Origin of the sequence: Apilactobacillus quenuiae, from assembly GCF_002994005.1 — a bacterium.
Taxonomy (GTDB): Bacteria; Bacillota; Bacilli; order Lactobacillales; family Lactobacillaceae; genus Apilactobacillus; species Apilactobacillus quenuiae.
Window position 1 is genome coordinate 305,046 of sequence record NZ_POSN01000003.1, and the last position, 25,704, is coordinate 330,749.

At 30.0% G+C, this 25,704-nt stretch carries 27 protein-coding genes and 1 tRNA gene; 15 read left to right on the forward strand and 13 right to left on the reverse strand.

Going from position 1 to position 25,704, the window contains the following annotated elements; translation table 11 throughout:
- Nucleotides 1–14: 14 nt before the first annotated feature.
- The gene (locus tag C7N44_RS05700) at nucleotides 15–572 is read left to right on the forward strand and encodes a sugar O-acetyltransferase (protein WP_105956949.1); all 558 of its coding nucleotides are present in this window, start codon (nucleotides 15–17) and stop codon (nucleotides 570–572) included.
- Between the two features lie 39 nt (nucleotides 573–611).
- On the opposite strand, the gene C7N44_RS05705 is transcribed toward C7N44_RS05700, so the two are convergent.
- The 8 genes from C7N44_RS05705 to nrdD form a co-directional block, all read right to left on the reverse strand.
- Nucleotides 612–1,319 carry a hypothetical protein gene (locus C7N44_RS05705; protein ID WP_105956950.1) on the reverse strand — a complete coding sequence of 236 codons (708 nt, stop codon included), beginning with the start codon at nucleotides 1,317–1,319 and terminating at the stop codon, nucleotides 612–614.
- Nucleotides 1,320–1,454: 135 nt separating this feature from the next.
- Entirely contained in the window at nucleotides 1,455–2,864 is a 1,410-nt protein-coding gene (sufB, locus tag C7N44_RS05710) for a Fe-S cluster assembly protein SufB (RefSeq protein ID WP_191983098.1), read from the reverse strand.
- The gene (sufU, locus tag C7N44_RS05715; RefSeq protein ID WP_105956951.1) at nucleotides 2,848–3,273 is read right to left on the reverse strand and encodes a Fe-S cluster assembly sulfur transfer protein SufU; all 426 of its coding nucleotides are present in this window, start codon (nucleotides 3,271–3,273) and stop codon (nucleotides 2,848–2,850) included. The genes sufB and sufU overlap by 17 nt, the downstream gene beginning before the upstream one ends.
- Nucleotides 3,263–4,474 (reverse strand): aminotransferase class V-fold PLP-dependent enzyme, encoded by a 1,212-nt coding sequence (locus tag C7N44_RS05720; protein ID WP_105956952.1) that lies wholly within the window; start codon nucleotides 4,472–4,474, stop codon nucleotides 3,263–3,265. Before C7N44_RS05720 ends, sufU begins: the two co-directional genes overlap by 11 nt.
- Complete coding sequence (locus tag C7N44_RS05725; RefSeq protein WP_105956953.1) at nucleotides 4,467–5,624, reverse strand: SufD family Fe-S cluster assembly protein; 1,158 nt, start codon at nucleotides 5,622–5,624, stop codon at nucleotides 4,467–4,469. Before C7N44_RS05725 ends, C7N44_RS05720 begins: the two co-directional genes overlap by 8 nt.
- The gene (sufC, locus tag C7N44_RS05730) at nucleotides 5,624–6,397 is read right to left on the reverse strand and encodes a Fe-S cluster assembly ATPase SufC (RefSeq protein WP_105956954.1); all 774 of its coding nucleotides are present in this window, start codon (nucleotides 6,395–6,397) and stop codon (nucleotides 5,624–5,626) included. The genes C7N44_RS05725 and sufC overlap by 1 nt, the downstream gene beginning before the upstream one ends.
- A 12-nt stretch (nucleotides 6,398–6,409) precedes the next feature.
- Nucleotides 6,410–6,991 carry an anaerobic ribonucleoside-triphosphate reductase activating protein gene (gene nrdG, locus C7N44_RS05735; protein WP_105956955.1) on the reverse strand — a complete coding sequence of 194 codons (582 nt, stop codon included), beginning with the start codon at nucleotides 6,989–6,991 and terminating at the stop codon, nucleotides 6,410–6,412.
- Nucleotides 6,951–9,125 (reverse strand): anaerobic ribonucleoside-triphosphate reductase, encoded by a 2,175-nt coding sequence (gene nrdD, locus C7N44_RS05740; protein WP_105956956.1) that lies wholly within the window; start codon nucleotides 9,123–9,125, stop codon nucleotides 6,951–6,953. Before nrdD ends, nrdG begins: the two co-directional genes overlap by 41 nt.
- A gap of 261 nt (nucleotides 9,126–9,386) precedes the next feature.
- On the opposite strand from nrdD, the gene C7N44_RS05745 reads away from it, so the two are divergent.
- Nucleotides 9,387–9,698: a hypothetical protein gene (locus C7N44_RS05745; protein ID WP_105956957.1), complete on the forward strand. Its 312-nt coding sequence runs from the start codon at nucleotides 9,387–9,389 to the stop codon at nucleotides 9,696–9,698.
- A gap of 123 nt (nucleotides 9,699–9,821) precedes the next feature.
- Complete coding sequence (locus C7N44_RS05750) at nucleotides 9,822–10,442, forward strand: helix-turn-helix domain-containing protein (protein ID WP_105956958.1); 621 nt, start codon at nucleotides 9,822–9,824, stop codon at nucleotides 10,440–10,442.
- Here the strand turns inward: C7N44_RS05750 and C7N44_RS05755 are convergent.
- Together C7N44_RS05755 and C7N44_RS05760 are read right to left on the reverse strand one after the other, a co-directional pair.
- Entirely contained in the window at nucleotides 10,419–10,970 is a 552-nt protein-coding gene (locus tag C7N44_RS05755) for a hypothetical protein (protein ID WP_105956959.1), read from the reverse strand. The genes C7N44_RS05750 and C7N44_RS05755 overlap by 24 nt on opposite strands.
- 13 nt (nucleotides 10,971–10,983) lie before the next feature.
- Nucleotides 10,984–11,367 (reverse strand): hypothetical protein, encoded by a 384-nt coding sequence (locus tag C7N44_RS05760; RefSeq protein ID WP_105956960.1) that lies wholly within the window; start codon nucleotides 11,365–11,367, stop codon nucleotides 10,984–10,986.
- 114 nt (nucleotides 11,368–11,481) lie between these two features.
- Here C7N44_RS05760 and C7N44_RS05765 point away from each other — a divergent pair, with 114 nt between their 5' ends.
- Both C7N44_RS05765 and C7N44_RS05770 read left to right on the forward strand, forming a co-directional pair.
- Nucleotides 11,482–12,165 (forward strand): C39 family peptidase, encoded by a 684-nt coding sequence (locus C7N44_RS05765; protein WP_105956961.1) that lies wholly within the window; start codon nucleotides 11,482–11,484, stop codon nucleotides 12,163–12,165.
- Nucleotides 12,166–12,309: 144 nt separating this feature from the next.
- Nucleotides 12,310–12,816: a hypothetical protein gene (locus C7N44_RS05770; RefSeq protein ID WP_105956962.1), complete on the forward strand. Its 507-nt coding sequence runs from the start codon at nucleotides 12,310–12,312 to the stop codon at nucleotides 12,814–12,816.
- Here C7N44_RS05770 and C7N44_RS05775 read toward each other — a convergent pair.
- Nucleotides 12,800–13,165, reverse strand: a complete 366-nt coding sequence (locus C7N44_RS05775; RefSeq protein WP_105956963.1) for a DUF1304 domain-containing protein — start codon at nucleotides 13,163–13,165, stop codon at nucleotides 12,800–12,802. The two genes, C7N44_RS05770 and C7N44_RS05775, sit on opposite strands and share 17 nt — an antisense overlap.
- A gap of 73 nt (nucleotides 13,166–13,238) precedes the next feature.
- On the opposite strand from C7N44_RS05775, the gene C7N44_RS05780 reads away from it, so the two are divergent.
- The 3 genes from C7N44_RS05780 (at nucleotide 13,239) to C7N44_RS05790 (ending at nucleotide 16,239) form a co-directional block, all read left to right on the forward strand.
- Entirely contained in the window at nucleotides 13,239–14,519 is a 1,281-nt protein-coding gene (locus tag C7N44_RS05780; RefSeq protein ID WP_105956964.1) for an MFS transporter, read from the forward strand.
- Between the two features lie 147 nt (nucleotides 14,520–14,666).
- The gene (locus C7N44_RS05785; protein WP_105956965.1) at nucleotides 14,667–15,146 is read left to right on the forward strand and encodes a hypothetical protein; all 480 of its coding nucleotides are present in this window, start codon (nucleotides 14,667–14,669) and stop codon (nucleotides 15,144–15,146) included.
- Between the two features lie 106 nt (nucleotides 15,147–15,252).
- Nucleotides 15,253–16,239 (forward strand): ADP-ribosyltransferase, encoded by a 987-nt coding sequence (locus tag C7N44_RS05790; protein WP_105956966.1) that lies wholly within the window; start codon nucleotides 15,253–15,255, stop codon nucleotides 16,237–16,239.
- Nucleotides 16,240–16,292: 53 nt separating this feature from the next.
- Here the strand turns inward: C7N44_RS05790 and C7N44_RS05795 are convergent, their stop codons facing one another.
- Nucleotides 16,293–17,099, reverse strand: coding sequence for a manganese catalase family protein (locus C7N44_RS05795; RefSeq protein WP_105956967.1), 807 nt, complete (start codon nucleotides 17,097–17,099; stop codon nucleotides 16,293–16,295).
- A gap of 330 nt (nucleotides 17,100–17,429) precedes the next feature.
- Nucleotides 17,430–17,502, reverse strand: a tRNA-Lys gene (locus C7N44_RS05800).
- A gap of 256 nt (nucleotides 17,503–17,758) precedes the next feature.
- On the opposite strand from C7N44_RS05800, the gene yycF reads away from it, so the two are divergent.
- The 7 genes from yycF to C7N44_RS05835 all read left to right on the forward strand — a co-directional run bounded on the left by yycF (nucleotide 17,759) and on the right by C7N44_RS05835 (nucleotide 25,609).
- Entirely contained in the window at nucleotides 17,759–18,466 is a 708-nt protein-coding gene (gene yycF / locus C7N44_RS05805; RefSeq protein ID WP_105956968.1) for a response regulator YycF, read from the forward strand.
- A 32-nt stretch (nucleotides 18,467–18,498) separates the two neighbouring features.
- A complete protein-coding gene (walK, locus tag C7N44_RS05810; protein WP_105956969.1) occupies nucleotides 18,499–20,352 on the forward strand; it encodes a cell wall metabolism sensor histidine kinase WalK in 1,854 nt (617 codons plus the stop codon).
- Entirely contained in the window at nucleotides 20,342–21,646 is a 1,305-nt protein-coding gene (locus tag C7N44_RS05815) for a YycH family regulatory protein (protein ID WP_157945057.1), read from the forward strand. Before walK ends, C7N44_RS05815 begins: the two co-directional genes overlap by 11 nt.
- A 17-nt stretch (nucleotides 21,647–21,663) precedes the next feature.
- On the forward strand, nucleotides 21,664–22,500 hold the full coding sequence (locus C7N44_RS05820) for a two-component system regulatory protein YycI (protein WP_105956971.1): 837 nt from the start codon (nucleotides 21,664–21,666) through the stop codon (nucleotides 22,498–22,500).
- Between the two features lie 21 nt (nucleotides 22,501–22,521).
- The gene (locus C7N44_RS05825; protein WP_105956972.1) at nucleotides 22,522–23,334 is read left to right on the forward strand and encodes an MBL fold metallo-hydrolase; all 813 of its coding nucleotides are present in this window, start codon (nucleotides 22,522–22,524) and stop codon (nucleotides 23,332–23,334) included.
- A 69-nt stretch (nucleotides 23,335–23,403) separates the two neighbouring features.
- A complete protein-coding gene (locus C7N44_RS05830) occupies nucleotides 23,404–24,639 on the forward strand; it encodes a S1C family serine protease (protein WP_105956973.1) in 1,236 nt (411 codons plus the stop codon).
- 52 nt (nucleotides 24,640–24,691) lie between these two features.
- A complete protein-coding gene (locus C7N44_RS05835; protein WP_225362955.1) occupies nucleotides 24,692–25,609 on the forward strand; it encodes a sulfite exporter TauE/SafE family protein in 918 nt (305 codons plus the stop codon).
- The last annotated feature ends 95 nt before the right edge of the window (nucleotides 25,610–25,704 follow it).

The following is a 25,704-nucleotide window of genomic DNA, read 5'->3' on the forward strand; positions in this document are numbered from 1 at the left end:
GGAGCTCAATTTAAATGACCGAATTTGAAAAAATGAAAAATGGCGAATGGTTTGAACTTTTTGATGAGGCTTTTTCGAAAAGAAAGCAAAAATACAAAAAATTGTGCAGTGAATTTGCTGAAATTCCTTCATTAAATGAGAATGAACAGCAAAATAAAATCAAAGAAATGCTAGGTAGTTATGATGAACATGTCTATATTCAACCACCGTTTGCTTTTGATTATGGTCAAAATATACATGTGGGATCTCGTTTCTATGCAAATTATAATCTAACGGTTTTAGATATCAATGATGTTATTATTGGAAACAATGTGTTAATTGGGCCCGATGTTGGTATTTATACAATTAATCATCCTATTAATGCTAAGGCTCGCAATAAAGGTTTAGGTCAAGCTTTTCCTGTCCATATTGGCAATGATGTTTGGATAGGTGGGCATGTAACCATTGTTCCAGGAGTAAATATTGGAAATAATGTGGTAATTGCAGCTGGAGCTGTAGTTACTAAAGATGTTCCCGATAACGTAGTTGCAGGTGGAGTGCCCGCAAAAGTGATTAAAGAAATTGAAGATTAGTGCACAAAAAGCTCAAAGCGAAATGCTTTGAGCTTTTTACTACATACGTCCAACTAATAATGTTGGGATGTTTTTAACATCACTATTGTTAATGAAAACTTTGATTTCTTTAATTGATTGTTGAGCTAATATTTGGCTGTGATCACTTAATTTATTAGTTAGCTTTATTGCAGTTTTTAAATCAGTATTAATTGATTCTTTAATTTGATTAATTTTTTTAGCGTGCAGCTTTTTACCTTCATATTGGTAGAAGGTAACGTCTTCTGCCTTATCGCAAATATTATTTTCTAATTGAACTAATTTTCTTAAGTTTTTATTATTGCGTTCTTTGTTATAAATGTCATTGTAATTAATCCAGCCACTAACTTTTCCAGATTGTGAGGTAACATTAACTTCTAGTCCATTTTTATAGCTCCAGATATGATTAACTCTAAAATTCATATTTGAATTAGCGAATTTTTTAACATCTTTAATATTATAATTTGATGGTTTTTTATGACTAAAATTTCTTGTAAATTCACCATCATAGTAATCCATTTGGCTTTTCTTAATTCTGAACACATATCCATTTTTACTTAGGCGATTAGCCCACTTACTATTTTTAGTAATAGTTTTAGCACTATATTCTTGTTTGGTACTTTGTTTATTGTTTTTTTGACTAGCATTAGTTGAGATCCAACTAGTTACAGTTGATAAGGCGATAATTGTTGCAAATAAATATACGGATTTTTTATTAAATAATTTCATAAATTGTATCCCTCTTTCAAACCTTCTTAACATCTCTGTAACTATAATGTAACACTATTGTAATATAAGTCAACATATATTAAAAAATAGCTAACAAAATGTTTCACATGAAACATTTCATTAACTATCATTTAATTAACCAACCGAATCTTCCATTTGATAATCGATTAATTTATTTAATTCTACTGCATATTCCATTGGTAATTGATTTGAGAAGGGTTCAATAAAGCCCATAATAATCATTTTCGTAGCTTCGCTTTCTGATAGTCCACGACTCATTAAATAATACAAATCAGTTTCAGAAATCTTAGAAACTTTTGCTTCATGTTCAACTTCTGAATCGCCATTATTGATTTCGTTATGAGGAATAGTATCACTCGCAGAATCATCATCCATAATAATAGTGTCACATTCAATATGCGATTTAGAATAATGAGCGTCTTTATTCATACGAATAGTTCCACGGTAATTACAAATTCCACCAGATTTACAGATAGATTTTGATATCACGTTTGATGAAGTATGTGGTGCATGATGACGCATAATACAGCCAGTATCTTGATAAATATTATTACTTGCAAAAGCAATCGATAACATCGTACCGGTTGCATGGGGACCATTTAAATCAATACTAGGGTATTTCATGGTTACTTTTGAGCCTAAATTACCATCGACCCATTCCATCGTGCCATTTTCATCAGTTGAGGCACGTTTGGTTTCTAAACTATAAACATTGTCTGACCAATTTTGAATGGTAGTGTAACGACAAAAGGCATTCTTCTTAACAAATACTTCGACATTTGCAGCATGTAAGCTATCTTCTGAATAATTGGGAGCAGTACAACCTTCAACATAATTGACACTAGCATCTTCATCAACAACAATTAAAGTTCTTTCAAATTGACCAGTACGTCCAGCATTAATTCTAAAGAAAGCTTGAATAGGAATTTTAGCATGCACTTCTTTGGGAATATACAAGAAAACACCACCAGACCAGACGGCAGTATTCAAAGCTGCGAATTTATTCATTTGTGGAGTCACTAGTTTACCAAAATGTTCTTTTACTAGATCTGGATGTTCACGAAGAGCAGTATCAGTATCACTAAAGATAATGCCCATTTCTTTAAATTCTTTTTTGATATTGGCATAGACAGCCTCTGACTCATACTGTGCTTCGGCACCAGCTAAATATTTTCTTTCAGCCTCTGGGACCCCAATCTTTTCAAAAGTATTTTTGATTTTATCAGGTACATCATCCCAATTTCTTGAAACATGGTCCGATGCACGTTGAAAATATCTGATTTTATTTAAATCTAAGTCGGATAAATCAGGGCCAAAATCAGGCATGGGTAATTTTTGATAAATTTTAAATGCTTTTAAGCGAATGTTTAACATCCACTTAGGTTCATTTTTATGAGCAGATATTTCACGAATAATATCCTCACTCAATCCATCACCGGTTGAATAAAGGGGATTGAAATTATCCTTAAATCCATATTGATAATCATCATTTAAATTTTTAATTGAGTCATCGATTATTATCATCTCCATTCACTAATTGATAAATTGCTTTAAATGGTAACATTGCACACTTAATACGCATTGGTAAATGTGATACTGATTGTAAAACAACCGCATCATCCAATAATTGTTTATTGATTTTTTTATCATTAGTCATAAATTCAGAAAAGTTCATCACAATTTCTTCAATTTCATTTTTTGTTTTGTTAATACAAAGAGCCTTCATAAAGGAAGTTGCCGCTTTAAAAATAATGCAACCATCAGCATTAATGTTTATTGCTTTCAAAATATGATTTTCATACCGACAGCTTATTGAAATATCATCGCCACAAGTTGGATTATGTAAATGAACAGATGGATTTTGAATCTGCTCACTTGGACACTTTTTAGCATTTTCTAAAATAATGCGTTGATATAAATCTCTAATTTCCATTGAAGAATGACCTCATTTCAATAATCTGTTGAATTAGTTCATCACATTCACTTTTATTGTTATAAAAATACATACTAGCGCGCAAGGTAGCGTTTACACCTAATTTATGGGTAAGTGGTTCGGCACAATGTTGTCCAGCTCTAACGGCAATATGATTAAAGTCTAAATAAGTTGCGGCATCATGGGGATGAATGTTATCGACATTGAATGAAACAATGCCAGTTTGTCTCTTTTTAGGTCCATATACTGTAACTCCATTAATTTTTGTTAATTGATCATATAAGTATTGACCTAAATTTTGACAATATTTTTCAATGTTATGCATGCCGAGACTTTGTAAATAATCAATTGCTGCGGATAGACCAATGACACCTTCAATATTTGGGGTGCCAGCTTCTAAACGATAAGGAATATCTTTTGCTTTAAAATTATCCTTATCAACATGTTCAATCATTTCACCACCAAGTTGGGTAGGATGCATTTGTTCTAATAATTCTTTTTTACCATATAAAATACCAATTCCAGTTGGTGCCAACATTTTATGTCCAGAAAATGCCAACCACTCTGGTTGTAATGCTTGGATATTAATTTTTATCTCAGGAGTAGCTTGAGCTGCATCAATTAAAAAATCTGCATTTTTTTGATGCGCAATCTTAATTAAAGCTTCTAAGTTATTAGTCGTGCCTATAACATTTGAAACGGCCGTAATAGCAACTAATTTAGTTTTAGCATTAATAACTTTTTTGGCAGATTCAAGATTTAGAGTACCATCTTGATTAATATCGATGAATTTTAATTTAGCGCTATTTTGTTTGGCAATATTTTGCCATGGCAATAAATTACTGTGATGCTCTGCAATTGATACGACAATTTCATCATCTTTTTTTAAATTATATTTGTAATAACCATTTGCGATTTTATTAATACTTTGGGTAGTCCCAGCCGTAAAAACAATGGATTTACTATCTTTAGCATTAATAAATTTAGCAACCTTTATCCGACAATCTTCAAACATTTTAGTAGTTTTTTCGGCTGCTGAATAAACACTACGATGAACGTTAAAGTTATTATTTTCATAATAATTAGTTACAGCATTAATTACTGATTGAGGTTTTTGCGTAGTCGCAGCATTATCAAAATATATGAACTTTGGGTGCTTTATTAACATTGGGAAATCTGCTCTAATTTTTTGATTATCCATTGATGCGCTCCTCTAAGTTAATCATCATTTGTTTTCTGATCTTTTCATCAGGAAACTTATTAATTAAAGGAATTAAAAATCCACGAGTAAGTAATAAACGAGCTTCTTTGGCGGGAATCCCACGAGTCTTTAGATAATATAATTGATCAGCGTTAACTCTACCGACGCTAGCTGCATGGCCTGCAATAACATCATGATTATCAATGAGCAAAATAGGATCAATTTTCCCTTTACTTTCCTTAGATAAGGTTAGTAAACGATTTGTTTGGTCTGAATAACTATTCGGCGCATCTTGTTTAATTTGACCAGTAGTGTCACAAATAGTTCTAGCTTCATCGGCTACAATGCCACGTTCATTAATGGTTCCACTAGTATGTTCACTTTGGTTCACAATCTTAGTTTTAATTAACTGCTTTTGTTGCTTATCAGCTAAGTTAATTAAGTTGATGGTTGCTAAACTACCAACCCCGTCTAAATCAATATTACTGTCATAACGACTATTAAAATGGTTAAAGAGGCTAGTATAAGTATTTAATTCGGCATTCTGTGCTAAGTAAGCGTTCAAAACCCGATGGGTATTTTGTGCTTTTGATAAAGCAGCATCATAAAAGTTCACTTTAGCATGATCACCTAAAAGTACTTCGATCATTAAGCGGTCATTTTCAATATTAGTGTTTTTATCTTCAAAAATAATATTAGATGCTGAACCAGCAGCGGCAATAATCAACAGGTGCTTCTCTTGATTATCATGTTGAATTAAATTACTGATGTTAATTGGTTCATCAATATATTTATTATCGGGAATAAAAACAAATCCACCAGACTGTAAGTATGCTAGATGATTGGCATTTAATTGATTATCACGCCAATAAATAGCCTTTTCCATAAAATTCTCTTGGATTAATTCGGGAAATTGATTAGCCGCTGCAAATAAGTCCATCGCAATGACTCCATCTTTTTGATGCTGATCACTAGCTTGATTACTGAAATTGATTTTTTGTTGATTTAAGTTTGGCTTGGCAAAATTAAAATTACGTTGTTGATTATCAATAGCAAAATTTGGTGCCATTTTGGCAGCCACCATTCTTTTAACTGCTAACCATTGTGGTTCATTATTTTTTTTTGCAAATTCTTGAATTGATAGGCTCATTAATCATCCACCAACTTTGCATCAATGCCTAAGCGATCACGAAGGGTAGCATATCCACCAGCTTCTAATTGTTCTGCTAAATGATAGTCACCACTGATTACTACACGCCCATCCATCATGACATGGACTACATCAGGACGAACATATTTTAAAATACGATCATAATGAGTAATAATTAATGCACTAAAATTATCATCACGCATTTCATTAATTCCTTTGGATACCACTTTTAAAGCATCGATATCTAGTCCGGAATCAATTTCATCTAAAATAGCTAATTGGGGTTGAATCATCATCATTTGAAGAATTTCGTTACGTTTTTTTTCTCCACCAGAAAATCCTTCATTTAAATAACGATCCGTATAATCTTCTGGAATATCTAGAAAGTCCATGACTTTATCTAATCGGTGCATGAATTCTAAAACACTGACTTTTTGCTCAGCAGGTTTCATTGCATTCATGGCAGCATGAATAAAATCAACATTTTTAACCCCGCTAATTTCAGTTGGGTATTGCATACCGATAAATAAACCTAGGCGTGCTCTTTCATCGGTTGCTAAATCATTTAATTTTTTATGATTAAATTCAATTTCACCACTGGTAATACTATATTTTGGTGATCCCATAATAGTTTGCGAAAGGGTAGATTTACCAGTTCCATTAGGGCCCATGATGACATGGACTTCACCATCTGGAATGGTTAAATTTAAACCTTTAATAACTTCTTTGTCGTTTTCGTTAATTTTGACATGTAAATTTTTAATTTCTAACAATAGCTGACTCCCTTAGTGAACTAACTTATCCCAAATAATAACTGTATCTTGTTCTAATGATTCAGGGACGTTGATAATACGTTGATTGGAACTACCACGGAATTGTAAAGTTAAGTCTTTTTTATCTTCCATAAAACGACCATCAACTAAAATATCAATCATTGATAATAATTTTAATTTATCATACGATTCTTTCATTAATTCTTCCCAACGATAACCGGACCATGACCAGATATCTTTGGTATGACCAAATTCTTTACGGACACGTTTACATAATTGTAAACAAACTTGGGTATTCAAGAATGGTTCACCACCTAGAAGAGTTAGGCCCTGAACATAATCTTCCTTCATATCTTCAATAATTTGATCTTCTAAATCCTTTGAGTATGGTTGTCCGTAATGGAAATTTTGTGATGCCACATTGTAACAGCCAGGGCAATGAAAATTACACCCACTTACATAAATACTGCAACGAATGCCTTCACCATCAACAAAATTAAATGGCTTGTAATCAGCGATATATTGTAAACTTAAATTATCAGCAAGCCATTCTTTAGGCTTTGGATTGTTTGGCTGTCTCTTCATTTGCGACATCTTTAATCATTCCTTTCGACATATTTTTTTGACGTGATGAAATTTCAACGTGACGACCATGAACCATTGGACGTGCTTGGGGGTTACCTAAATAACCACAAGTTCTTTTAACCACATCACAATACTTAGGATCATGATTTCCACATTGCGGACATTCAAATCCACGGGCAGTAGCTTTAAAGTCACCTTTAAAACCACATTTGAAACATTTATCAATAGAAGTATTAGTACCTAAATATCCAACATGATCATATGCCCAATCCCAAACAGCTTCTAGCGCTTTAGGATTTTGTTTTAAATTAGGGTATTCACAATAGTGAATAAAACCAGCTGATGCATAGTGAGGATAGGCTTCTTCAAAGGTTAATTTTTCAAATGGATTAGGGCGTTTTCTAACATCATAATGGAAACTATTAGTGTAATATTCCTTATCAGTAATATCTTTAACTTTACCGAATTTTTCAATATCATCTTGTGCAAAAGTATCAGTTAATGATTCAGCAGGAGTTGAATATAAACTATAGTGGTATCCACTTTGTTTAGACCATTTTTTACATAGATTATTTAATTCACGGACAATGCTGACAGTAAAATCATGAGCTTCTTGATTATGTTCCCAATCAGGTCCATACATAGAAGTCGCAACTTCATAAAGACCAATATAACCTAGTGAAACAGTTGCTCGTTCATTATTGAATAATTGATCAACATCATCATCTGAGTTTAAGCGTTTTCCAAAAGCACCATATTTATATAATAGTGGGGCATTATCGGGTTTAGCCTGTTTAGTTCTTTCAATGCGATATGCCATTGCTTGATGAACAATACGTAACTTTTCATCAAAAATTTTCCAGAATAATTCTTGATTACCTTTTGCGAATAATGCAATTCTTGGTAAATTAACAGTAACCACACCTAAGTTCATGCGCCCAGCGTTAATTTCTTCGCCTTCAGGACTAACCCATTTAGGGACAAATGAACGACAACCCATTGGGGCTTTGAAGTTACCAGTGATTTCACAGAGCTTGTCATACATTAAAATATCTGGATACATACGTTTAGTGGCACAATCAATCGCCCATTCCTTAACATCATAATTAGGATCATTTGGTTTTAAGTTCAAGCCTTTTTTTAGGGTATAAATTAGTTTAGGAAAAATAGCAGTCCGACGTTCTTTACCTAAACCTTTAATTCTAATTTTTAAAATATCAATTTGGATTTCTTTTTCAATCCAATTTTTACCCAAGCCAAAACTTACTGTGGTAAATGGGGTTTGGCCTTGTGAAGAATATAAGGTATTGATTTCATATTCTAATGATTGCATAGCATCATAGATGTCTTGCTTAGTACTTTCTTTTGCATATGCTTCTTGTTCATCTTCAGGAACCCATTGTTGGGCGATTTTTAAATGTTTTTGATAATTAATTTCAGCAAATGGAGCTAAGACTTCATCAGCGCGATCAAAAGATAAACCACCATATTGTAAGGAAGCAACATTTGCGATAATTTGTGAAACTTGGGCAGTAGCGGTTTGAATTGAACGAGGCGACTTAACTTCAGCATTTCCAATTTTAAAACCATTGGTTAACATTTCTTTAAAATCAACCAAACAGCAATTAGTTTCTGGAGTAGCAGGTGAATAATCTAAATCATGCCAATGAATATCACCACGTAGATGAGCCTTAGCTACCATTTCTGGCAGCATTTTTAAGCCAATCGCTTTACTTGCCGCACCAGCTTCTAAATCACGTTGCGTATTGAAAACTTTACTATCTTTATTTGCATTTTCATGCACAACACGATCTTCTCGTCCAAATAATTGATTGATACGATGTTCTACATCAGTCGCTTCGGCAAAATTCTCTTTATCTTTAGCTTGAAAATTTAGATATTGTTGTTTTTCATTTAGAAGATTATTTTCTTCTAGAAATTGAATAATAAAATCATGAATATGTACAGCAGTGATTTCATTTTGATCTTTTGTTAATAAGTTTAATTTTTCAAAGAAATTTTTTCTTTGTTCATCTGAAAATTTTAATTGATCAAAAATATAATCAATTTTGTATTTATAAAATGGAGTTTTATCTCCAGTTTTTTTGATAACATTTAAATGGTTGAATAGAGTGTCTAACATTTGTACATAACCTTTCAAAATAAAAAATTACACTATAAATTGTGTCCATTTCTAGATTAACACATACATATAGTGTAATTACATTCTTGAAAAGTAATTTGAATAGTGCATACTTAACGATTAAAAGGTTTTAATTTTCTTAGAAAGCCGCAAAAATGGTAATGCTTTTATAAAAAGCTTAACGTTTTGAAAAAATAAAATATAATTGTTCTAAAATTATGTTAGTATTAGTAAAAATAAATTATTGAAAAAGGATATTTTATGCAGAAATTATTTAGACTCGTTTTTATTATATTTTTAATACTATCTGGTATTTTTCTACTAAATCGTCCGCATTTATCTAATGGATTTTATGTAGGTTCTTCAAATCAAAGTGAAATTATGCTTAAAAATTATAATTATTATTCTGTACCAAATAAAGGTAAATTACCGCTTAAATTACAAAGTGGTCATTACACGGTATCTGGCAATAAAATTTTACTAGATAATAAGCTTAAAGGTCATATAAATAATAAAAGATCCTTTGAATTATCTAATGGTAATTACAATGAAACGTTTAAGCTAGTTGAATAAAAAAGCACTTAGAAAAAATTCTAAGTGCTTTTTAAATGTTAATATAGCAGCGTTGCAAGAAATCATTGCTAGCATTATATCTACATAAAAATTATATTTAATTAGTAATAAGAGGTGATAAATATGAAATTTGGTAATCGCTTAAAACAAGCACGTAAAGATAATAATTTAACTCAAGAAAATGTTGCAAAACATATGATAGTTTCTAGGCAAACAATTTCTAGTTGGGAAAATGAAAAAACATATCCTGACATTACTAGCTTAATTAAGTTAAGTGAATATTATGATGTTTCTTTAGACTTGTTATTGAAGGAGGACAATGGAATGAGAGAATATTTGAGAAAGAAAGATTTAGCTAAAACAATAAAACCCATTAGTACTTTATTACTAGTGATTGATCTTATTTTTGTTATTTTAATGCTTGGGGAGTCATTAAATATTATTAAATTAGGTGCTTCAGGAGTATTCATATTAATAATTGGTGTTATAAATGCATTAGCTATAGGTAAAATTGATGATTTAAGAGAACAAATTGGAATTGAACGTAAAAGAAAAATTAAATCATTTCTAAAAGAAAATATTGTAAAACATTTTTGGATTATTTTGTTATTTTCTTCATTAATTACATTAATTGGTATTTTTGTTTTCATTAAAACTTTAGGTAATAATATTGGAGTATTTATTTTTGGTTTAGTTATTTCAATATTTACATTTTCAATATTAATTAAAAATAATAAAGCCTAACTGAATGATTGAGCATCCGGTTATAAGGATCCATACTATTAACTCAATAGCATTATCTTCAAAATTGTTAAATTTAGTCATTTCAGTAACAAGCTTGATTAATACTATCGACATTAGAATAATCCATATATTAAATGAACCAGTGGTGAATTCGATAACAAAGAAGGTTAGTTGTAGTAATTTAATGATTAAGTATCTAATCACAATGTTAATTTTCATTAACTGCTTATTTAGTTTAGTGAATGAATGATCAATAAATACTGTTATGCGATTTTCAGCAAAAAAATGTTTAATCTTTTTATCTATTTTTTCAAAGGTACTTAATACCTTTTCAGTGAAATCATCAAATGATTCTAGCTTGCCCATTTTTTTGTATATATACCTAATTAATAAGTACAAGTTGAATAGTACTAAAACAAATAAACTTAATAAAAAAGAAAAAGTTGAAATTAGAACAGCAGCGAATATTATCAAGTTTAAGATTAATATTATTATAAATGGATTGTCTTCTAGTTTTTTCTTTTTCATTTAATCATCTCAATTATTTTAATTTGTCAGATTGTTGCTTAAATAAGTCTAAAATTAAATCGTTTTTTATGTATGCATCATCTACATCCGCTAAAAGTGGCTTATTTTCTAATGCAATTTTTTTAAAATTATCAGTACTTTCACCATTTTGCTTAGCATTATCGTACAATTTAGCATAATTAAAAAACGTATAATATTCTTTGATAAAATGATTTAATTGAATTAATGAATTAACATAGTCATTATTATCTTCGGCATCAATCAAAGTTTCACCATCATCTTTCTTAATACTTTGATTTTTATTATCATGATTACTAACGGTTAGTTTAATTACTTCATCGTTAGCGGGAAATTCTAAAACGTCTTGGTCAATGTTAATATTTAAAATCGTATACAAATCTTATCAACTCCTTAAATGGTATTTTATACGTTAAGCAAAAAAATGTACATTTATGTTAATTATGATTAATATAATATTTATTATGGAAATAAAACTAGGTGGTTAATTAAATTGTTTAAATATAAAAAGACTATAATATCAATGGGATTTTTAGTGACATTAGCTATTTTTTACACTGCTAGTATGATTGTAAGTGGCAACAAAATTCCAGGTACCTATATTGACCGTCCAATTGAACAAAATGCAAAAGTTGTAGAACTAAATGCTCCTTATATTAGTCAACAATCAGACAGAGCTTGGAATGGTTGTGAAGCTGCTAGTTTATTGGAAGGTTTTCATGAAAAAGGTATTCTTTTAAATATGAACTTATCAAGCTTTCTAAAACAAATGCCTTATAGCAAAGATGAAAATCCAAATAATGGTTATGCAGGTTCACCATACGTTGAAAACCAAAATAATATGCCACAGTCTATTTATCCTAAAGCATTAAGTAATTGGGGAAATTTATATCATCATGTAAGTGATATGACTGGAGCAACTACTAATGACTTGAGAGAACAGGTTAAAAAGGGAAATCCGGTAGTGACTTATATTGTTAGTCATTATAATGAAACACCTGAGTATCAACATTATAAATGGGGATCTGGGATCGTAAATAGTCACGTTGTACTAATGGACGGATATGAACGTGGCTATTATCATATTTCTGATCCTAATCGTGGCAAATATTGGGTTAAAGCTCACTTGTTTGAAAAAGCATATAACTATAAACGCTATGCTGTTGCTATCCAATAAAAAAGTTCTCAAACATGATTTGAGAACTTTTTTTATTTAAATAATTAGAATAATTAGAAGAGGTCTAATTTATTTATAATCGATATTTAATATTGCATTTAAAAGTAGTATCATTTATATTAACAAAATTTTAAGAGGGTGTTTTTGATTTTCAAATCAGTCTTTAATTACATTGGTATTATTATTTGGGGACTTTTTGCTTTGATTACTATTTTTTATTTTAACGAAACTATTCAAATAAATAGTTCTACAACTGCAATGGGGCAAAGTTCATTTAGCTTTAAAATGGTTTACAGTTATTGGGATTATTATTTTATATTTTCACTATTAATATTATTACCATATGTTGTTCATCAAATCCCTATCCTATATAAAAAACACATTAGTAAGATTGATACTTATAAAGATCGGGCGATGAAGTTACATAATCAAGATTTAAACCAAAACCATACTAATCGTGTGTGGTCAGTAAATGGTTCTCGTATGAATAATCCTTATAACTATTCATTCTCAGAAACCCAATCGTATGGCGATCTTTCTGGTAGTCTATTAAACCTTTTGCAAAAGTATTTAATAAATATTATCGTAATTATTTTTGCCCCAATTTTTATTATCTTTATAATTATTAGGAAAACTATAAAGAAAAAATGATGCTTATTAAAGCAATTATTGGGAGTAAACCTTGCTTTATAATGATACTTTTTTGACTAGTTAATGATCCATAAATTGCAACCAAAATTGCATAAATTAAAATTGGAATTACTATTTCTTTGGGATGAGGAGCAATAAATATTCCATATAATAATAAAAATCCAATTAAGCCATTATAAATACCTTGGTTTTTCATTAAGGTTCCGGTAAATTTGTCGTTGATTGCACTATTAGGAATTTTAAAAATTCTAATAGTGTTTTTGGAATTAGTTTTAAATGTTTGAATAAACATAATATATACAAACTCAATTGATACTAGGATAGTCAATATATTTGATAAGATGTTCATTTTAATCACCACGATTTATTTAAAGTTTAATTTATAACACAATACTATCGAACTAATTATAGGAGGAGTTTATATGGATGAAAATGTCACCAATGTTAATATAACTGATCATCAATCTAATATTCAAATTATTAAAGATATTACAAGTAATTTAATCGGTTCATTTACCGGTGGAATGCTTTCTTTTGCAATGGGCTTGATGCTACTTAGTGCAACTCATTCAGCAATCAGTTTTGGACTTAGTATGATTATAACCCCCGTTATTGGATTATTATTCATGGTTCCAATAGGTAATATTGTTGATACATATCGCCATAAAAATATTATTGTCATTAGTATGATTATTAGGATAATAGCAATGATTATATTTTATTTTACAATTAATACGTTTATAGGTGAATATAAATTAATTCCAGTAGCCATATTTTTAAGTATTGATGCTATTTCTACCAATTTTAATAGTACTAGTGTTGACGCATCAGTACATGAGTTAGTTAATGATAGTAATATTGAAAAGTTGACTTCGCTGGTACAAAGTTCAATGGCAATTTCGTCAATATTTGCACCGATGTTAGGAGCTGCTTTATATTCATTATTTGGATTTGATTTATTTATTCTCATAGAAATTATTTCTAGTATCATATCTTTATTTATAACATTTTCAATGCAATTCCATTATCTTCCTGATGTCTCATCAGGTAATCTTAATAAAGAATCATCACTTGAAAAATTTAAATCAGGATTAGAGTATGTAAAAAAATTTAAATTTATAAGATATATTATCATGATTGGGGTCGTCTTTAATTTTTTCTTTACTGCTATAACAACTGGAATGCCTTATATTATTCAAGTTCAATTACATATGGGAAAACTGCCAATTAGTATCCTTGAGTCTAGTGCGTCATTAGGGATGCTGATTGGTGGATTAATTATAAACATTATTCCTAAAAATGCTGGGTATAACATTAAATTCATTTTTCCAATCATTGGGACTGTACTTTCATTAATCTTATTTGGTTTTGTATTTTCAATTCATTCAATCATTGGAATATCAATTATTGGTGGAATTGTAATGTTTTTCATAATGGGTTTAATTACAATAATGAATATTTCGGTACAAGTAATGCTACAAAAAAATGTGAAAAACAAAATGCTAGGTCGAGTGATGTCTATGACTATAACTTTTAACATGTCTGTAATGCCATTAGGAATATTATTTTATTCATTTATATTTAACAAGTTTAATAACGGAGGATTAATTTTTATAGTTAATGGATTGTTATTGTTAACTTACATTTTATTTTTAATTCCTTCAATTTTAAAAATGCTTAAATCATCCAAAATCAAAATTTAGCCAAGCAGAATTATAATAGTATAATTACTTAACTATACTTGTATTGACGATGTTTTAATTGACTAATTGGCAACTATGAATTAATGTTAATAACAGAAATATCAAATATATATATTAAATATATAACTGAAAGGGAGATTTCTAATTATGCCTGAAGAACGTAAATTACCGGTTATTGAATTACCAGAAAGACAAATTACTCTTAGCAAACTAGATGAAAAATATGATCCAATTGTTAAAATGATTAATCGCTTCTCAAGAATTGCTCTAGATGGACAATTTGATGAACGTTACACATTTATTGCTAATTTGAGAGAACTACAAACTTATGCAAAACGTTTTAATCATTACTACAAGTTACAAAAATTAATTATGGTTAAAATTGATGATTTAACTAAAGCTAATGATTCAGAAGAAAAAATTAATTTATTGAAGGAATTTTTGAATGGGTACAATGAACACTTGCAAGAAATTCAAGATGAATTAGACGAAAGCTTTTCTGCTCCTGAAATTGTTGGAATGGGTCATGCTCTTGATAAGTTTATTTATAAAAACTTTGATAAGCTAGAAGATCGCCCTGAATTCAATGAATATTTGGAATATAGAATTAAAAATAAAGAACTATAAAAAATAATCCTCCAAAACATTGGAGGATTATTTTTTATTTACCATTTAAATATGTTTTAAAATATTATTATAAAATATATAATTGAATGCATCGAGGAGGGAAAATATGAAACGATCATACTTAATCGCAATGTTATCTACCTTATCCATTGCTTTTGTTTTTATTTCAGGTCAATCTGTTGAAGCCAAGCAAAAGACTAATTATGTATATGCTTATAGTAATACAAACTCTGAGTTTAATGTTTCAGATACACCAGTAACGCAAAGGGTGGCAAATAAAGATTTTACCGCCAATATCCAAGATAGTGATGCCCAATTACAAATAAAAAAGGGTACCGTTATGAACCTTAAAGATGGTAATAATCAGTTAGTAACAATTCCTGATAATACTTCGACTTTATCAATACCTGAAATTAATAGTGTTTCTTATCCTTATAAAGACTATTATTATAGTAGAAAAGATTATAAAAATTTATCAAAAGATGGTGCTAAATGGGCTAAAGGGTTAAGCAAAGCTCAATATAAAGCTATAGGTGATTATAGTGATTCTGGGTATCAAAATGATAATACTTATCTTCGAACCGGAACATCTAAGAAAATTACCAAAACTAAACAAGAAGTTCATAATATTCAAAATGCTTTGAAAAAATTTAATTTAAAGAAACCAATGACTGTTTATCGTGGATTAAATGGATCAGGATATTCAAAGGGCTTGAATGGACAAAAAAGTCAAATTGGTTCCGTCTATTCTGATAATGCATTTCAATCAACAAGTATTGATAAAAATGCAGCCATTAGATTTTTGAATATGACTGAGAAGAACGCTAATAATAATATTTTAATTAAATTAAATGTTCCTTCTGGGTATAATGGTGCTTATATTTCATCTGTATCTCAAATTAAAGATGAAAAAGAGTACTTAATTAACTCAAAACAACATGCAGTAATAACTAGAATTCAAAAGGTTAATGCGAAAATGAATTATAAATATTATTATAAAACCAATTTATCTAAGTCTAAAAGCAAAAAAGTCAGCAATAATTCTAATAATAATTTTAACTACACATTAGTTACTATGAATCTTGTTAAATAGAAAAAGGATGTTTTCAATTTTGAAAACATCCTTTTTTAGTTATTATATTTTAATTAACCTTGATCATTATGAAGACGTTTGTCTGCAGGTTTTGTTTTTGGAATTCCACCCATTGCTTCCGGATTTTCTTGATAAGTGAACTTTTTACCATCTTTGGCAGTTTGACCTTCAAATGCACGTGAACCTTCACCATCAGAGAAGTTCATTAGCACATGAGTAAATTCGTCATGTTCAATATCTTTCATATCGCCAGGTACAACGACACCATATTTTTCTTCTAATTCTTCTTGAGCTTTCATAAATTGTAATTGATGTTGAGTTTCACGAGCTAATAAGAATTTTAGCATGTCGCGAACACCTTCATCTTCAGTCATGTAATATAGACGACTTACTTGCAATCTAGCTTCTGATTCACGAACAACATTAAATCTCATGTCAGCAACTAGATTACCACTTGAGGTAGTGTAACCTGCATTCCAAGCACCACCATTAGGGTTATTTAAACTAGCTGTCATTCCGTGAACAATTGAATGTTCTGGATCCATTCCAGCATATTTTGCAGCTAATGAAGGGTCTTTCTTTAAATCTTCTTCACTAGGGTTTAAAGGAGCATCTTCTAAAAGATAAGCAATCATGGTAGAAATCATTTCTACGTGAGCTATTTCTTCAGTTCCTGTATCTAATAATAGGTCTTTATATTTTTCATCACCAGTAGATGACCAGCCTTGTGATAAATAGGACATCATTCCAGTTACTTCACCCCATTGACCACCAAGTGATTCCTGTAATCTACGTGCCATTAATGGATCTGGTCTGTCTGGCTTAGCGTTATATTGTAATTTACGAGTGTGTTTAAACATAAAAATCCTTCTCCTTTTAAATGCTGAGAAAATGAAGAAATTAAATATGATGAAATACAAAGATTATGTATTACCTAATATATAATTTTCATATCTCTTGTAATAGATATCATAAATTTGCAAGGACAACGTTGTTTTATATAATTATATCTTGCACGATTTAATATACCACGACGTAAAATTATAGTCTAATATAATGACTTTTAAATTTTAAGGAAAATGTTTATTTATTATTATGGATAATGAAAGGAGTGATTATATATTTATAAACAAAAAAAGCTACCTTAATAAGATTTTATAACCTTATCAAGATAGCTTTTATATCAGTTATGGGCAGTCAGGGGCTCGAACCCTGGACCCACGGATTAAGAGTCCGTTGCTCTACCAACTGAGCTAACTGCCCAAACACTTATTAAGTTGTTATTAACTCAACAAATAATATAATATCATTTAGAAAATATTTTGACAAGTGTTTTTGAAAAAATATTACAAATATTTAAAGATAATTAAATTTGTAATTCATAAGATTACCTATGAAGAAATGAATGGGTTTTGCGTGTTATAATATTAATGGTTAATTAAAATTAACCTAAGAAAACTTAAAATAAAAATAATCAATCCAAAATATAAAATATTCTTGTAAAAGGAGAGTATAGTTTATGACAAAAATTTTAGTAGTAGATGACGAAAAACCGATAACAGATATTGAAAAGTTCAACTTAGAAAAAGAAGGTTATGAAGTTTCTGTTGCCTATGATGGTGAAGAAGCTATTCAAAAGGTCGAAGATGACTCTCCAGATTTAATCATTCTAGATTTGATGTTGCCTAAAATTGATGGTCTGGAAGTAGCCCGAGAAGTTAGAAAAAATCATGACATGCCAATTATTATGGTAACAGCAAAAGATTCTGAACTAGATAAAGTCCTTGGATTAGAACTAGGTGCTGATGATTATGTTACGAAGCCATTTTCTAACCGTGAACTAGTTGCTCGTGTAAAAGCTAATTTAAGAAGACAATCTAGCAACGATAATGCTCAAGCAAAAGATGATGAAAATAAAGATATTCAGATTGGTGACTTAGTAATTCATCCAGAAGCTTACACCGTAAGTAAACGTGGAGAAAATATCGAATTAACTCATCGTGAATTTGAATTGTTACATTATTTAGCCCAACATATTGGCCAAGTTATGACTCGTGAACACTTGTTGCAAACTGTTTGGGGATATGATTACTTTGGTGATGTTAGAACAGTTGACGTTACAGTTCGTAGATTAAGAGAAAAAATAGAAGATAGTCCTAGTCATCCTATTTGGTTAATTACTAGACGTGGTGTTGGCTACTATTTAAGAAATTCAGAAAATGAATAGTTACTTAACTATTCAATAAGGAGTATTTTACATTGAATAATAAAATTAAGTATTTCCAATCAATTCATTTTAAGATTGCGCTGGTTTTAGCGTTAATTTTATTAGTAACTTTAGAAATTGTAGGAGCTGTTTTTGTTAGTCAACTGGAAACTAAGAATGTTGACTCTTATAAAAAACAAGTACAACTTCCTACATATGTAAATACAACCTTAATTAACGAGCTTTCAAAAACTAATATTAGCAAAGCAAATGTTGGTATTAGCTCTTTATTGTCAGATATCGATAATAAAAATTCTACTGAAGTTGAAGTAGTTGATGCCAAGAATACAGTTCGTGGGACCAATGAAAGTGGAAATCAAAGTCAAGTTGGTCAAAAAAATGTAAAAACTAACATCAAAAATACTTTGATTAATCGTCAATCTTATAGTGGAATTATTAGTGATTCTAGTAATTCTAGTAGATACTACACAGTTATTACCCCTCTAATTAAGAGTAGTAATAATGAGTTAGTAGGGGTTGTATATGTTCGTGCCAATTTAGATTCAGTGTATAAAGAAATCAATCAAATTACTTTGATATATGTTGCTGCCGCTTTAGTTGCTATTTTAGCAGGATTGTTAATTTCGATTGTCATTTCTAGAGCAATTACTAAGCCAATTGATGAAATGAAACAACAAACATTACAAATTGCTAAGGGTGATTATTCAGGTCAAGTTCATGTTTACGGTCGAGATGAGTTAGGTCAATTGGCTAATGCAGTTAACAACTTATCAGTTAAAGTTGAAGAGTCCCAAGAATCTACTGAATCTGAAAGACAAAGACTTGATTCGGTGTTAACTAACATGACTGATGGTGTGATTGCGACTGATCGGCGCGGAAAAGTAATCATTATGAATGATGAAGCTGCTAACTCACTTGAAATTTCAGAATCAGAAGCAATTGATAAATCTATTCTTGATGTTTTAGATATTGGTGAAGAATATACTTTAAGAGAAATTATTGAAAATCCTGATGAAACAATTATTGATCGTTCTGATCATTCTCATGATTTAATCTTACATGCTCATTTTTCACTTATCCAGAGAGAATCTGGATTTGTTTCTGGTCTAGTATGTGTTTTACATGATGTTACTGAACAACAAAAGATTGATAATGATCGTAAGCAATTTGTTTCTAATGTTTCTCATGAACTAAGAACGCCTCTAACCAGTGTGCATTCATATATTGAAGCCTTACAAGATGGTGCTTGGAAAGATAATACGATTGCACCTAAATTCTTAAAAGTAACACAAGATGAAACTGATCGAATGATTAGAATGATTAATGATTTGTTGACATTATCCAGAATGGATTCTAATACGCAAAAAATTAATAAAGAACTAGTGAATATTAAAGAGTTATTTAACTATATTCTAGATCGTTTTGATATGATTATTAAAAGTGATGATGATAGTAAGAAACCTATGAAAGATTATAAAATTATCAGAAAATTCACTAAAATTGATTTATGGGTAGAAATTGATACCGATAGATTTACTCAAGTTATTGATAATTTAATGAATAATGCAATTAAATATTCGCCCGATGGTGGAACGATTACTTGTTCACTTTATGAGACGCACAACAATGTTATTTTAAGCGTTAAAGACCAGGGACTAGGAATTCCACGGAGTTCAATTCCTCATATATTTGATCGCTTTTATCGCGTTGATAAAGCTCGTTCCAGAGCACAAGGTGGAACTGGTTTAGGTTTGGCCATTTCAAAAGAAGTTATTCAAGCTTTAGGCGGTAGAATCTGGGTTGAAAGTACTGAAAATAAGGGTTCTACTTTCTATATTGCTTTACCATATGAACCAATTGAGGAGGACCTTTGGGATGAAAATTAAAAACTTATTTTTACCAGGATTACTATCTATCGCAGTTGTAGTTAGTGTGGTTTTATCTTCTTCAATTTGGGTTAATCCAGCTCATTACCGTGATAGCCAACAAACAAGTTTAAATAATAACTCATCTATTGATAATAAACCTATGTCATATGTATATTCACCTACTCAATTAATTAAGACTGATGAAAATGGTAAACAGAATATGTTGACTAATCATTCAATTAACTTAATTTCTGAAGTTGGTAATCAGATGAAAAATTATCATAATAAGTCAATTAAAAAGTTATCGTCAGGGAATGTTTCTGAATACAAAAAGTTTTTGCAATATAATAACTCCATTATTTTAAATTATCCTTCTAAAATTTCTATCAAAATTTTTAGTAAATTTATTAATGACTCATTGTCTAAAGGACCGAATCGCAGTATTAATAGAATCGTTGTTCCTTTTAATGATAGTAATGAAATTTATTTAATGAGTGATAATGGTTTCAATATTTATAAAGCTAAATTTAAGAATACCAATGTTTCAGGTTTAAAAAATGCTATTAAAAACAATGTTGGAACAATTCCGGTAAAAATAGAGATGGTTAATAAAACGCCAACAATTGATTTTATTAAATCTTTTAAGATGCCACAGTATGGATATTTGATTAATAAAACTTCACAAAATTATTATGTAACTCGTTTATTACCTAACTTGCATAACACTAATAATATTAAGCGTCATCGTAATTCAGTTGTTTACAATGATCAGTCTTCTAAACAATTAACCTTTTATAATAATGGTGAAGCAGAATATTTTGATAGTCGACCTAATTTTATATCCAGTGATTTCACCCAGACATTAATTGATTCCTATAAGAATATTTCTAAGTTGAATATTAGTGATAATTTAAGCAATCTTAGATACTTTAGTTATAGCCCTAAAAATTCTACGATTATCTATCGTAATTATGTCGAAGGCTTTCCAATTTTTAATCAAAATCAATATGGAGCTGTTCAAATAAAATTAGTTGATAATACATCTTTAAGATATAACTTCTCATTAAATAATTTACAAATTCCAGTTCCTACTGGTGGCTCTGATATTAAAATGAAAACTACTAATGAAGTTGTAAATGATTTGTCCAAATCAGGTTATGATACTAAAAAAATTGGTCCAATTGAATTAGGTTATCAATGGAGTAGTTCTAAAAATTCTAATATATTAGTTACATTACAACCTACTTGGTTTATTTATTATAATGGTCGTTGGAATAACTATGACCAAATGATTAATAAAATTGGATATTAGAGATTGGGGTGAATTGAATGGATTTTAAGAAGATTCAGATAATATTTTTGGCTATTTTTGTAATGATTGATGTATTTCTTTTTATGATGTTTCATCAAAACACTTCTTTGCAAAGTGAAAATGTTAATCAAGGTAGTAATTCTGAAATCATAAAACAAATGCAGAATGATCAAATTAATTTTAAACTCAATCTCACCGATAAAAAAAGTACTGGATACTATTTGTCTGCAACTTTAAATAATAATTTAAAACGAGATAGTAAACATTTGAAAAATCAAAAGTTTTCTTACAATAATAATATTTTAAGAAGTACATTTAAACGTCCTTACGGTATTTATTATTCTAATCCAGAAGAATTATTGAATAAATTAATTAAGCAGAAAAACTTTATTTCTAACGGGTCAGATTATGAATATAGTTCCTCGTTATCTACCAATAATACGATTGTTTATCTACAAAAAGCTGAAGATAGGCATATTTATTCTGGCACTCGTGGTCAAATTAAATTTGATATTAGTGATGACCATACTTTAACTGGGTATACACAAAGTTACTTGGATAATGTAAAAATTCTTCGTGAAAAGTCTGATGTTATTTCTAATAAGAGTGCATTAGTGGGGTTATACCAATATAATGAAATTCCTAATAATTCTAAAATTAATTGGATTCATTTATATTACACCAGACTACTTTCGATTAAAGATAATCAAGTATTAATTCCAACTTGGGTTATTTCATTTAATAGTGATAATTCTTCAACTTCAACTATTAAGCGAATTAATGCATACACAGGAGCTATTTTAGATGGTAGTGGGACAACAAAATCCGCTAGAGACAGTGTTAATAATAACTAGATTATAGAAATGAGGAATATTATGAGTAACAATGCTGATTCGATGCGCATTAGTGTTCTATCCAGCGGTAGTGGTGGAAATGTTACCTATATTGAAACCAATAAACATAAGGTTTTATTAGACGCTGGATTAAGTGGTATTCGGATTGAAAAACTAATGACGTCAATTGGCCGTGATATAAATGATGTGGATATGTTACTAGTGACTCACGAGCATAATGATCATAGTAAAGCTGTTGGCATTTTGGCACGTAAATATCCTAAAATGAATGTTTATGCTAACGAGGAAACCTGGGATGCGATGGCTTCAACGATTGGTAATGTTTCAGAAGAACAAAAAAATATTTTTCCTCCTAATATGACTCTGTCATTTGGCGATTTAGATATTGAAAGCTTTTCTGTATCGCATGATGCAGCAAGAGCACAATTTTATAATTTTCATCACCATAATAAAAGTTTTGTTGTAATTACTGATGTAGGATACGTTTCTGAGCGCATTCTTGGTGTGATTAATAATGCTAATGCATATGTTTTTGAATGTAACCATGACTTAGAAATGCTGCGAAGTGGTGAATATCCATGGTCATTGAAACAAAGGATTATGGGCGATGAAGGTCACTTATCTAATGAAGATGGCGCTAATGCGTTAATGGATTGTATTGGTTGCAATACTGAATATATTTTTATTGGTCATCGTAGTCACCATAATAATGTAAAAGAATTAGCGCATTTAACGGTTGCTTCTATGTTAGAAGAACATGATTTTGGTGTAGATCATGATTTTGATTTGTTAGATACTGATGTTGAACAAGCATCATCATTGTATACTTTATAGTGCTTTTTTTAGCTTATTTTAAGCTTCAAAGTTATAATATAAACATAGTAAAAGTGGGGAGGATTATTTATGAAAAATAATAATCATTTAATGCCCAAAGTAGTCATAGCAGCGCTAGTTGCAGGATTACTTGGTGGTGGAATTACTTATGGTGGAATTAATATGTTCCAAAATTCTGGTTTGGATACGGCAGTTCCGACTGGATCTAATGCTGGTGGTACTACTGGAACTTCAAATATTAAAGTTAATGTACAAAATCAATCTGAAAAAGCTTATAAAGCGGTCAAAAATTCAGTTGTTTCAGTTATTAATTTAAAAAAATCACAATCAAGTAATGATCCATTTGCCTCCATTTTCGGTGAAAACCAAAGTAGTAAAGATTCTAATAAATTAGAAGCTAATAGTGAAGGCTCTGGTGTAATTTACAAAAAGAGTGGTAACGCAGCTTATATTGTTACTAATAATCATGTGGTTGCGGGAGCCTCAGCATTACAAATTTTATTAAGCAATGGTAAACAATTAGAAGCTAAATTAGTGGGACGTGATTCAGTTACTGATTTAGCAGTTTTGAAGATTAATGGTAGTCAAATTAAAGATATTGCTAGCTTCGGTAATTCTGATAACATTAATGTAGGTGAAACTTCACTTGCTATTGGTTCTCCATTAGGATCAGCTTATGCTTCATCATTAACGCAAGGAATTATTTCTGCTAAGAAACGTGAAGTTCAATTAACGGGTTCTAATGGTCAACAAACTGGGAATACAGCTTCAGTTATTCAAACTGACACTGCTATTAATCCTGGTAACTCTGGTGGACCATTAATTAATTTAGCTGGACAAGTTATTGGAATTAATTCTATGAAATTAGCTTCTGATGGTCAAGGTACCAGCGTTGAAGGAATTGGTTTTGCTATTCCAAGTAATGAAGTTACTAGGATTATTAATGAATTGGTTAAAAATGGTAAAATAGAACGTCCTGCATTAGGTATTAGATATATTAATTTATCTAATATTGCTGTCAGTCAACAAAAGTCTGTATTGAAACTACCTTCATCAGTTGAAAATGGAGTAGTAGTATTTGATGTTACCAAGAATGGTCCTGCTGCTAATGCTGGATTGAAAAAGTACGATGTAATTACTGAATTGGCTGGTAAGAAGATTAGTAGTCAAGATCAAATTAGAAGTATTTTATATGAACAAAAGATAGGTTCAACTATTCAAGTGAAGTTCTATCGTGGTGGACATTTACACACTGGTAATATTAAATTAAGTGAAAATAGTTCACAACTAAAAATTAACGATTAAAAGAATAAAGCACTAATAATATTATTTTATTAGTGCTTTTTTTATTCCATATTTGAATTTTTTTTATAAAGGCATATTATATATAGTTGTATTATTTAATATTATTAAGGGAGTTTTTATTATTACTATTTTAGGATTTAGTATTTGGACCCTGCTATTATTTATACCAGTAGGTGTAATTGCGGGAATTTTAAGTACTGTAACTGGATTAGCTTCACTAGCTTCTTATCCGGCTTTATTATATTTTACCGGTGGAGCTTTGAATCCAATTTCAGCCAATATTACGAATACTTCAGCATTGTTATTTAATGTTGTAAGTTCCGGCCTTTCTTCTAAACAAGAATTAAAAGGTCATGGCAAAGAACTAATGAAAGTTATGACGATCATTTTCTTTGGTGGAATTGTTGGTGTGATTTTACTAACATTATTACCTTCAAAGGATTTTGAATATGCAGTACCAGTTTTCATTGCAGCCGCAGGTATTGGTATTTTGTTACCATCTAAGGACACTACTAAAGCAAATACTTCTACTGAATTTGCAGAAAAATCAGTAGGATCAAAGAAAATGTTAGCTGATCTTGCACTAATTATCGGTTACTTCTTAATTGGTATCTATGGTAGTTATTTTGGTGCTGCAGCAGGAGTTATCTTATTAGCCGTACTATCAAGAACTAGTAAGGATCCATTCCCTGTTTATAATGCAATTAGAAATGTTGCAATGGGTTCGGCGAATGTAATTGGTACTATTTTATATTCCTTTAAGTATGGTCAACATGGTAGTACCCATATTTATTGGGCACTAGCAATTCCATTAGGAATTGGCTTTTTAATTGGTGGTTATGTTGGCCCTAAATTAGTACGTGTTTTGCCAACTAAATTGATTAAAATTGTTACTGGTATTCTTGCTTTAGTTTTAGCATATACGCAATTTTCTTCAGCTTACAATATTCGTTTATTCTATTTCTTTTAAAAATTAGAGCTATGCTTAAATTATTTAAACATGGCTTTTTTATTATAATCATTTAGTTTAGTTTTTTACTTAATATTGTTAGAATTAGATTAGAA

What these genes read in the sequence shown, in the direction of transcription:
- C7N44_RS05700 (WP_105956949.1), top strand. Translation starts at nt 15, where the DNA reads ATGACCGAATTTGAAAAAATGAAAAATGGCGAATGGTTTGAACTTTTT.
- C7N44_RS05705 (WP_105956950.1), bottom strand. Translation starts at nt 1,319, where the DNA reads ATGAAATTATTTAATAAAAAATCCGTATATTTATTTGCAACAATTATC.
- sufB (WP_191983098.1), bottom strand. Translation starts at nt 2,864, where the DNA reads ATGATAATAATCGATGACTCAATTAAAAATTTAAATGATGATTATCAA.
- sufU (WP_105956951.1), bottom strand. Translation starts at nt 3,273, where the DNA reads ATGGAAATTAGAGATTTATATCAACGCATTATTTTAGAAAATGCTAAA.
- C7N44_RS05720 (WP_105956952.1), bottom strand. Translation starts at nt 4,474, where the DNA reads ATGGATAATCAAAAAATTAGAGCAGATTTCCCAATGTTAATAAAGCAC.
- C7N44_RS05725 (WP_105956953.1), bottom strand. Translation starts at nt 5,624, where the DNA reads ATGAGCCTATCAATTCAAGAATTTGCAAAAAAAAATAATGAACCACAA.
- nrdG (WP_105956955.1), bottom strand. Translation starts at nt 6,991, where the DNA reads ATGTCGCAAATGAAGAGACAGCCAAACAATCCAAAGCCTAAAGAATGG.
- nrdD (WP_105956956.1), bottom strand. Translation starts at nt 9,125, where the DNA reads ATGTTAGACACTCTATTCAACCATTTAAATGTTATCAAAAAAACTGGA.
- C7N44_RS05745 (WP_105956957.1), top strand. Translation starts at nt 9,387, where the DNA reads ATGCAGAAATTATTTAGACTCGTTTTTATTATATTTTTAATACTATCT.
- C7N44_RS05750 (WP_105956958.1), top strand. Translation starts at nt 9,822, where the DNA reads ATGAAATTTGGTAATCGCTTAAAACAAGCACGTAAAGATAATAATTTA.
- C7N44_RS05755 (WP_105956959.1), bottom strand. Translation starts at nt 10,970, where the DNA reads ATGAAAAAGAAAAAACTAGAAGACAATCCATTTATAATAATATTAATC.
- C7N44_RS05775 (WP_105956963.1), bottom strand. Translation starts at nt 13,165, where the DNA reads ATGAACATCTTATCAAATATATTGACTATCCTAGTATCAATTGAGTTT.
- C7N44_RS05780 (WP_105956964.1), top strand. Translation starts at nt 13,239, where the DNA reads ATGGATGAAAATGTCACCAATGTTAATATAACTGATCATCAATCTAAT.
- C7N44_RS05785 (WP_105956965.1), top strand. Translation starts at nt 14,667, where the DNA reads ATGCCTGAAGAACGTAAATTACCGGTTATTGAATTACCAGAAAGACAA.
- C7N44_RS05790 (WP_105956966.1), top strand. Translation starts at nt 15,253, where the DNA reads ATGAAACGATCATACTTAATCGCAATGTTATCTACCTTATCCATTGCT.
- C7N44_RS05795 (WP_105956967.1), bottom strand. Translation starts at nt 17,099, where the DNA reads ATGTTTAAACACACTCGTAAATTACAATATAACGCTAAGCCAGACAGA.
- yycF (WP_105956968.1), top strand. Translation starts at nt 17,759, where the DNA reads ATGACAAAAATTTTAGTAGTAGATGACGAAAAACCGATAACAGATATT.
- C7N44_RS05815 (WP_157945057.1), top strand. Translation starts at nt 20,342, where the DNA reads ATGAAAATTAAAAACTTATTTTTACCAGGATTACTATCTATCGCAGTT.
- C7N44_RS05820 (WP_105956971.1), top strand. Translation starts at nt 21,664, where the DNA reads ATGGATTTTAAGAAGATTCAGATAATATTTTTGGCTATTTTTGTAATG.
- C7N44_RS05825 (WP_105956972.1), top strand. Translation starts at nt 22,522, where the DNA reads ATGAGTAACAATGCTGATTCGATGCGCATTAGTGTTCTATCCAGCGGT.
- C7N44_RS05830 (WP_105956973.1), top strand. Translation starts at nt 23,404, where the DNA reads ATGAAAAATAATAATCATTTAATGCCCAAAGTAGTCATAGCAGCGCTA.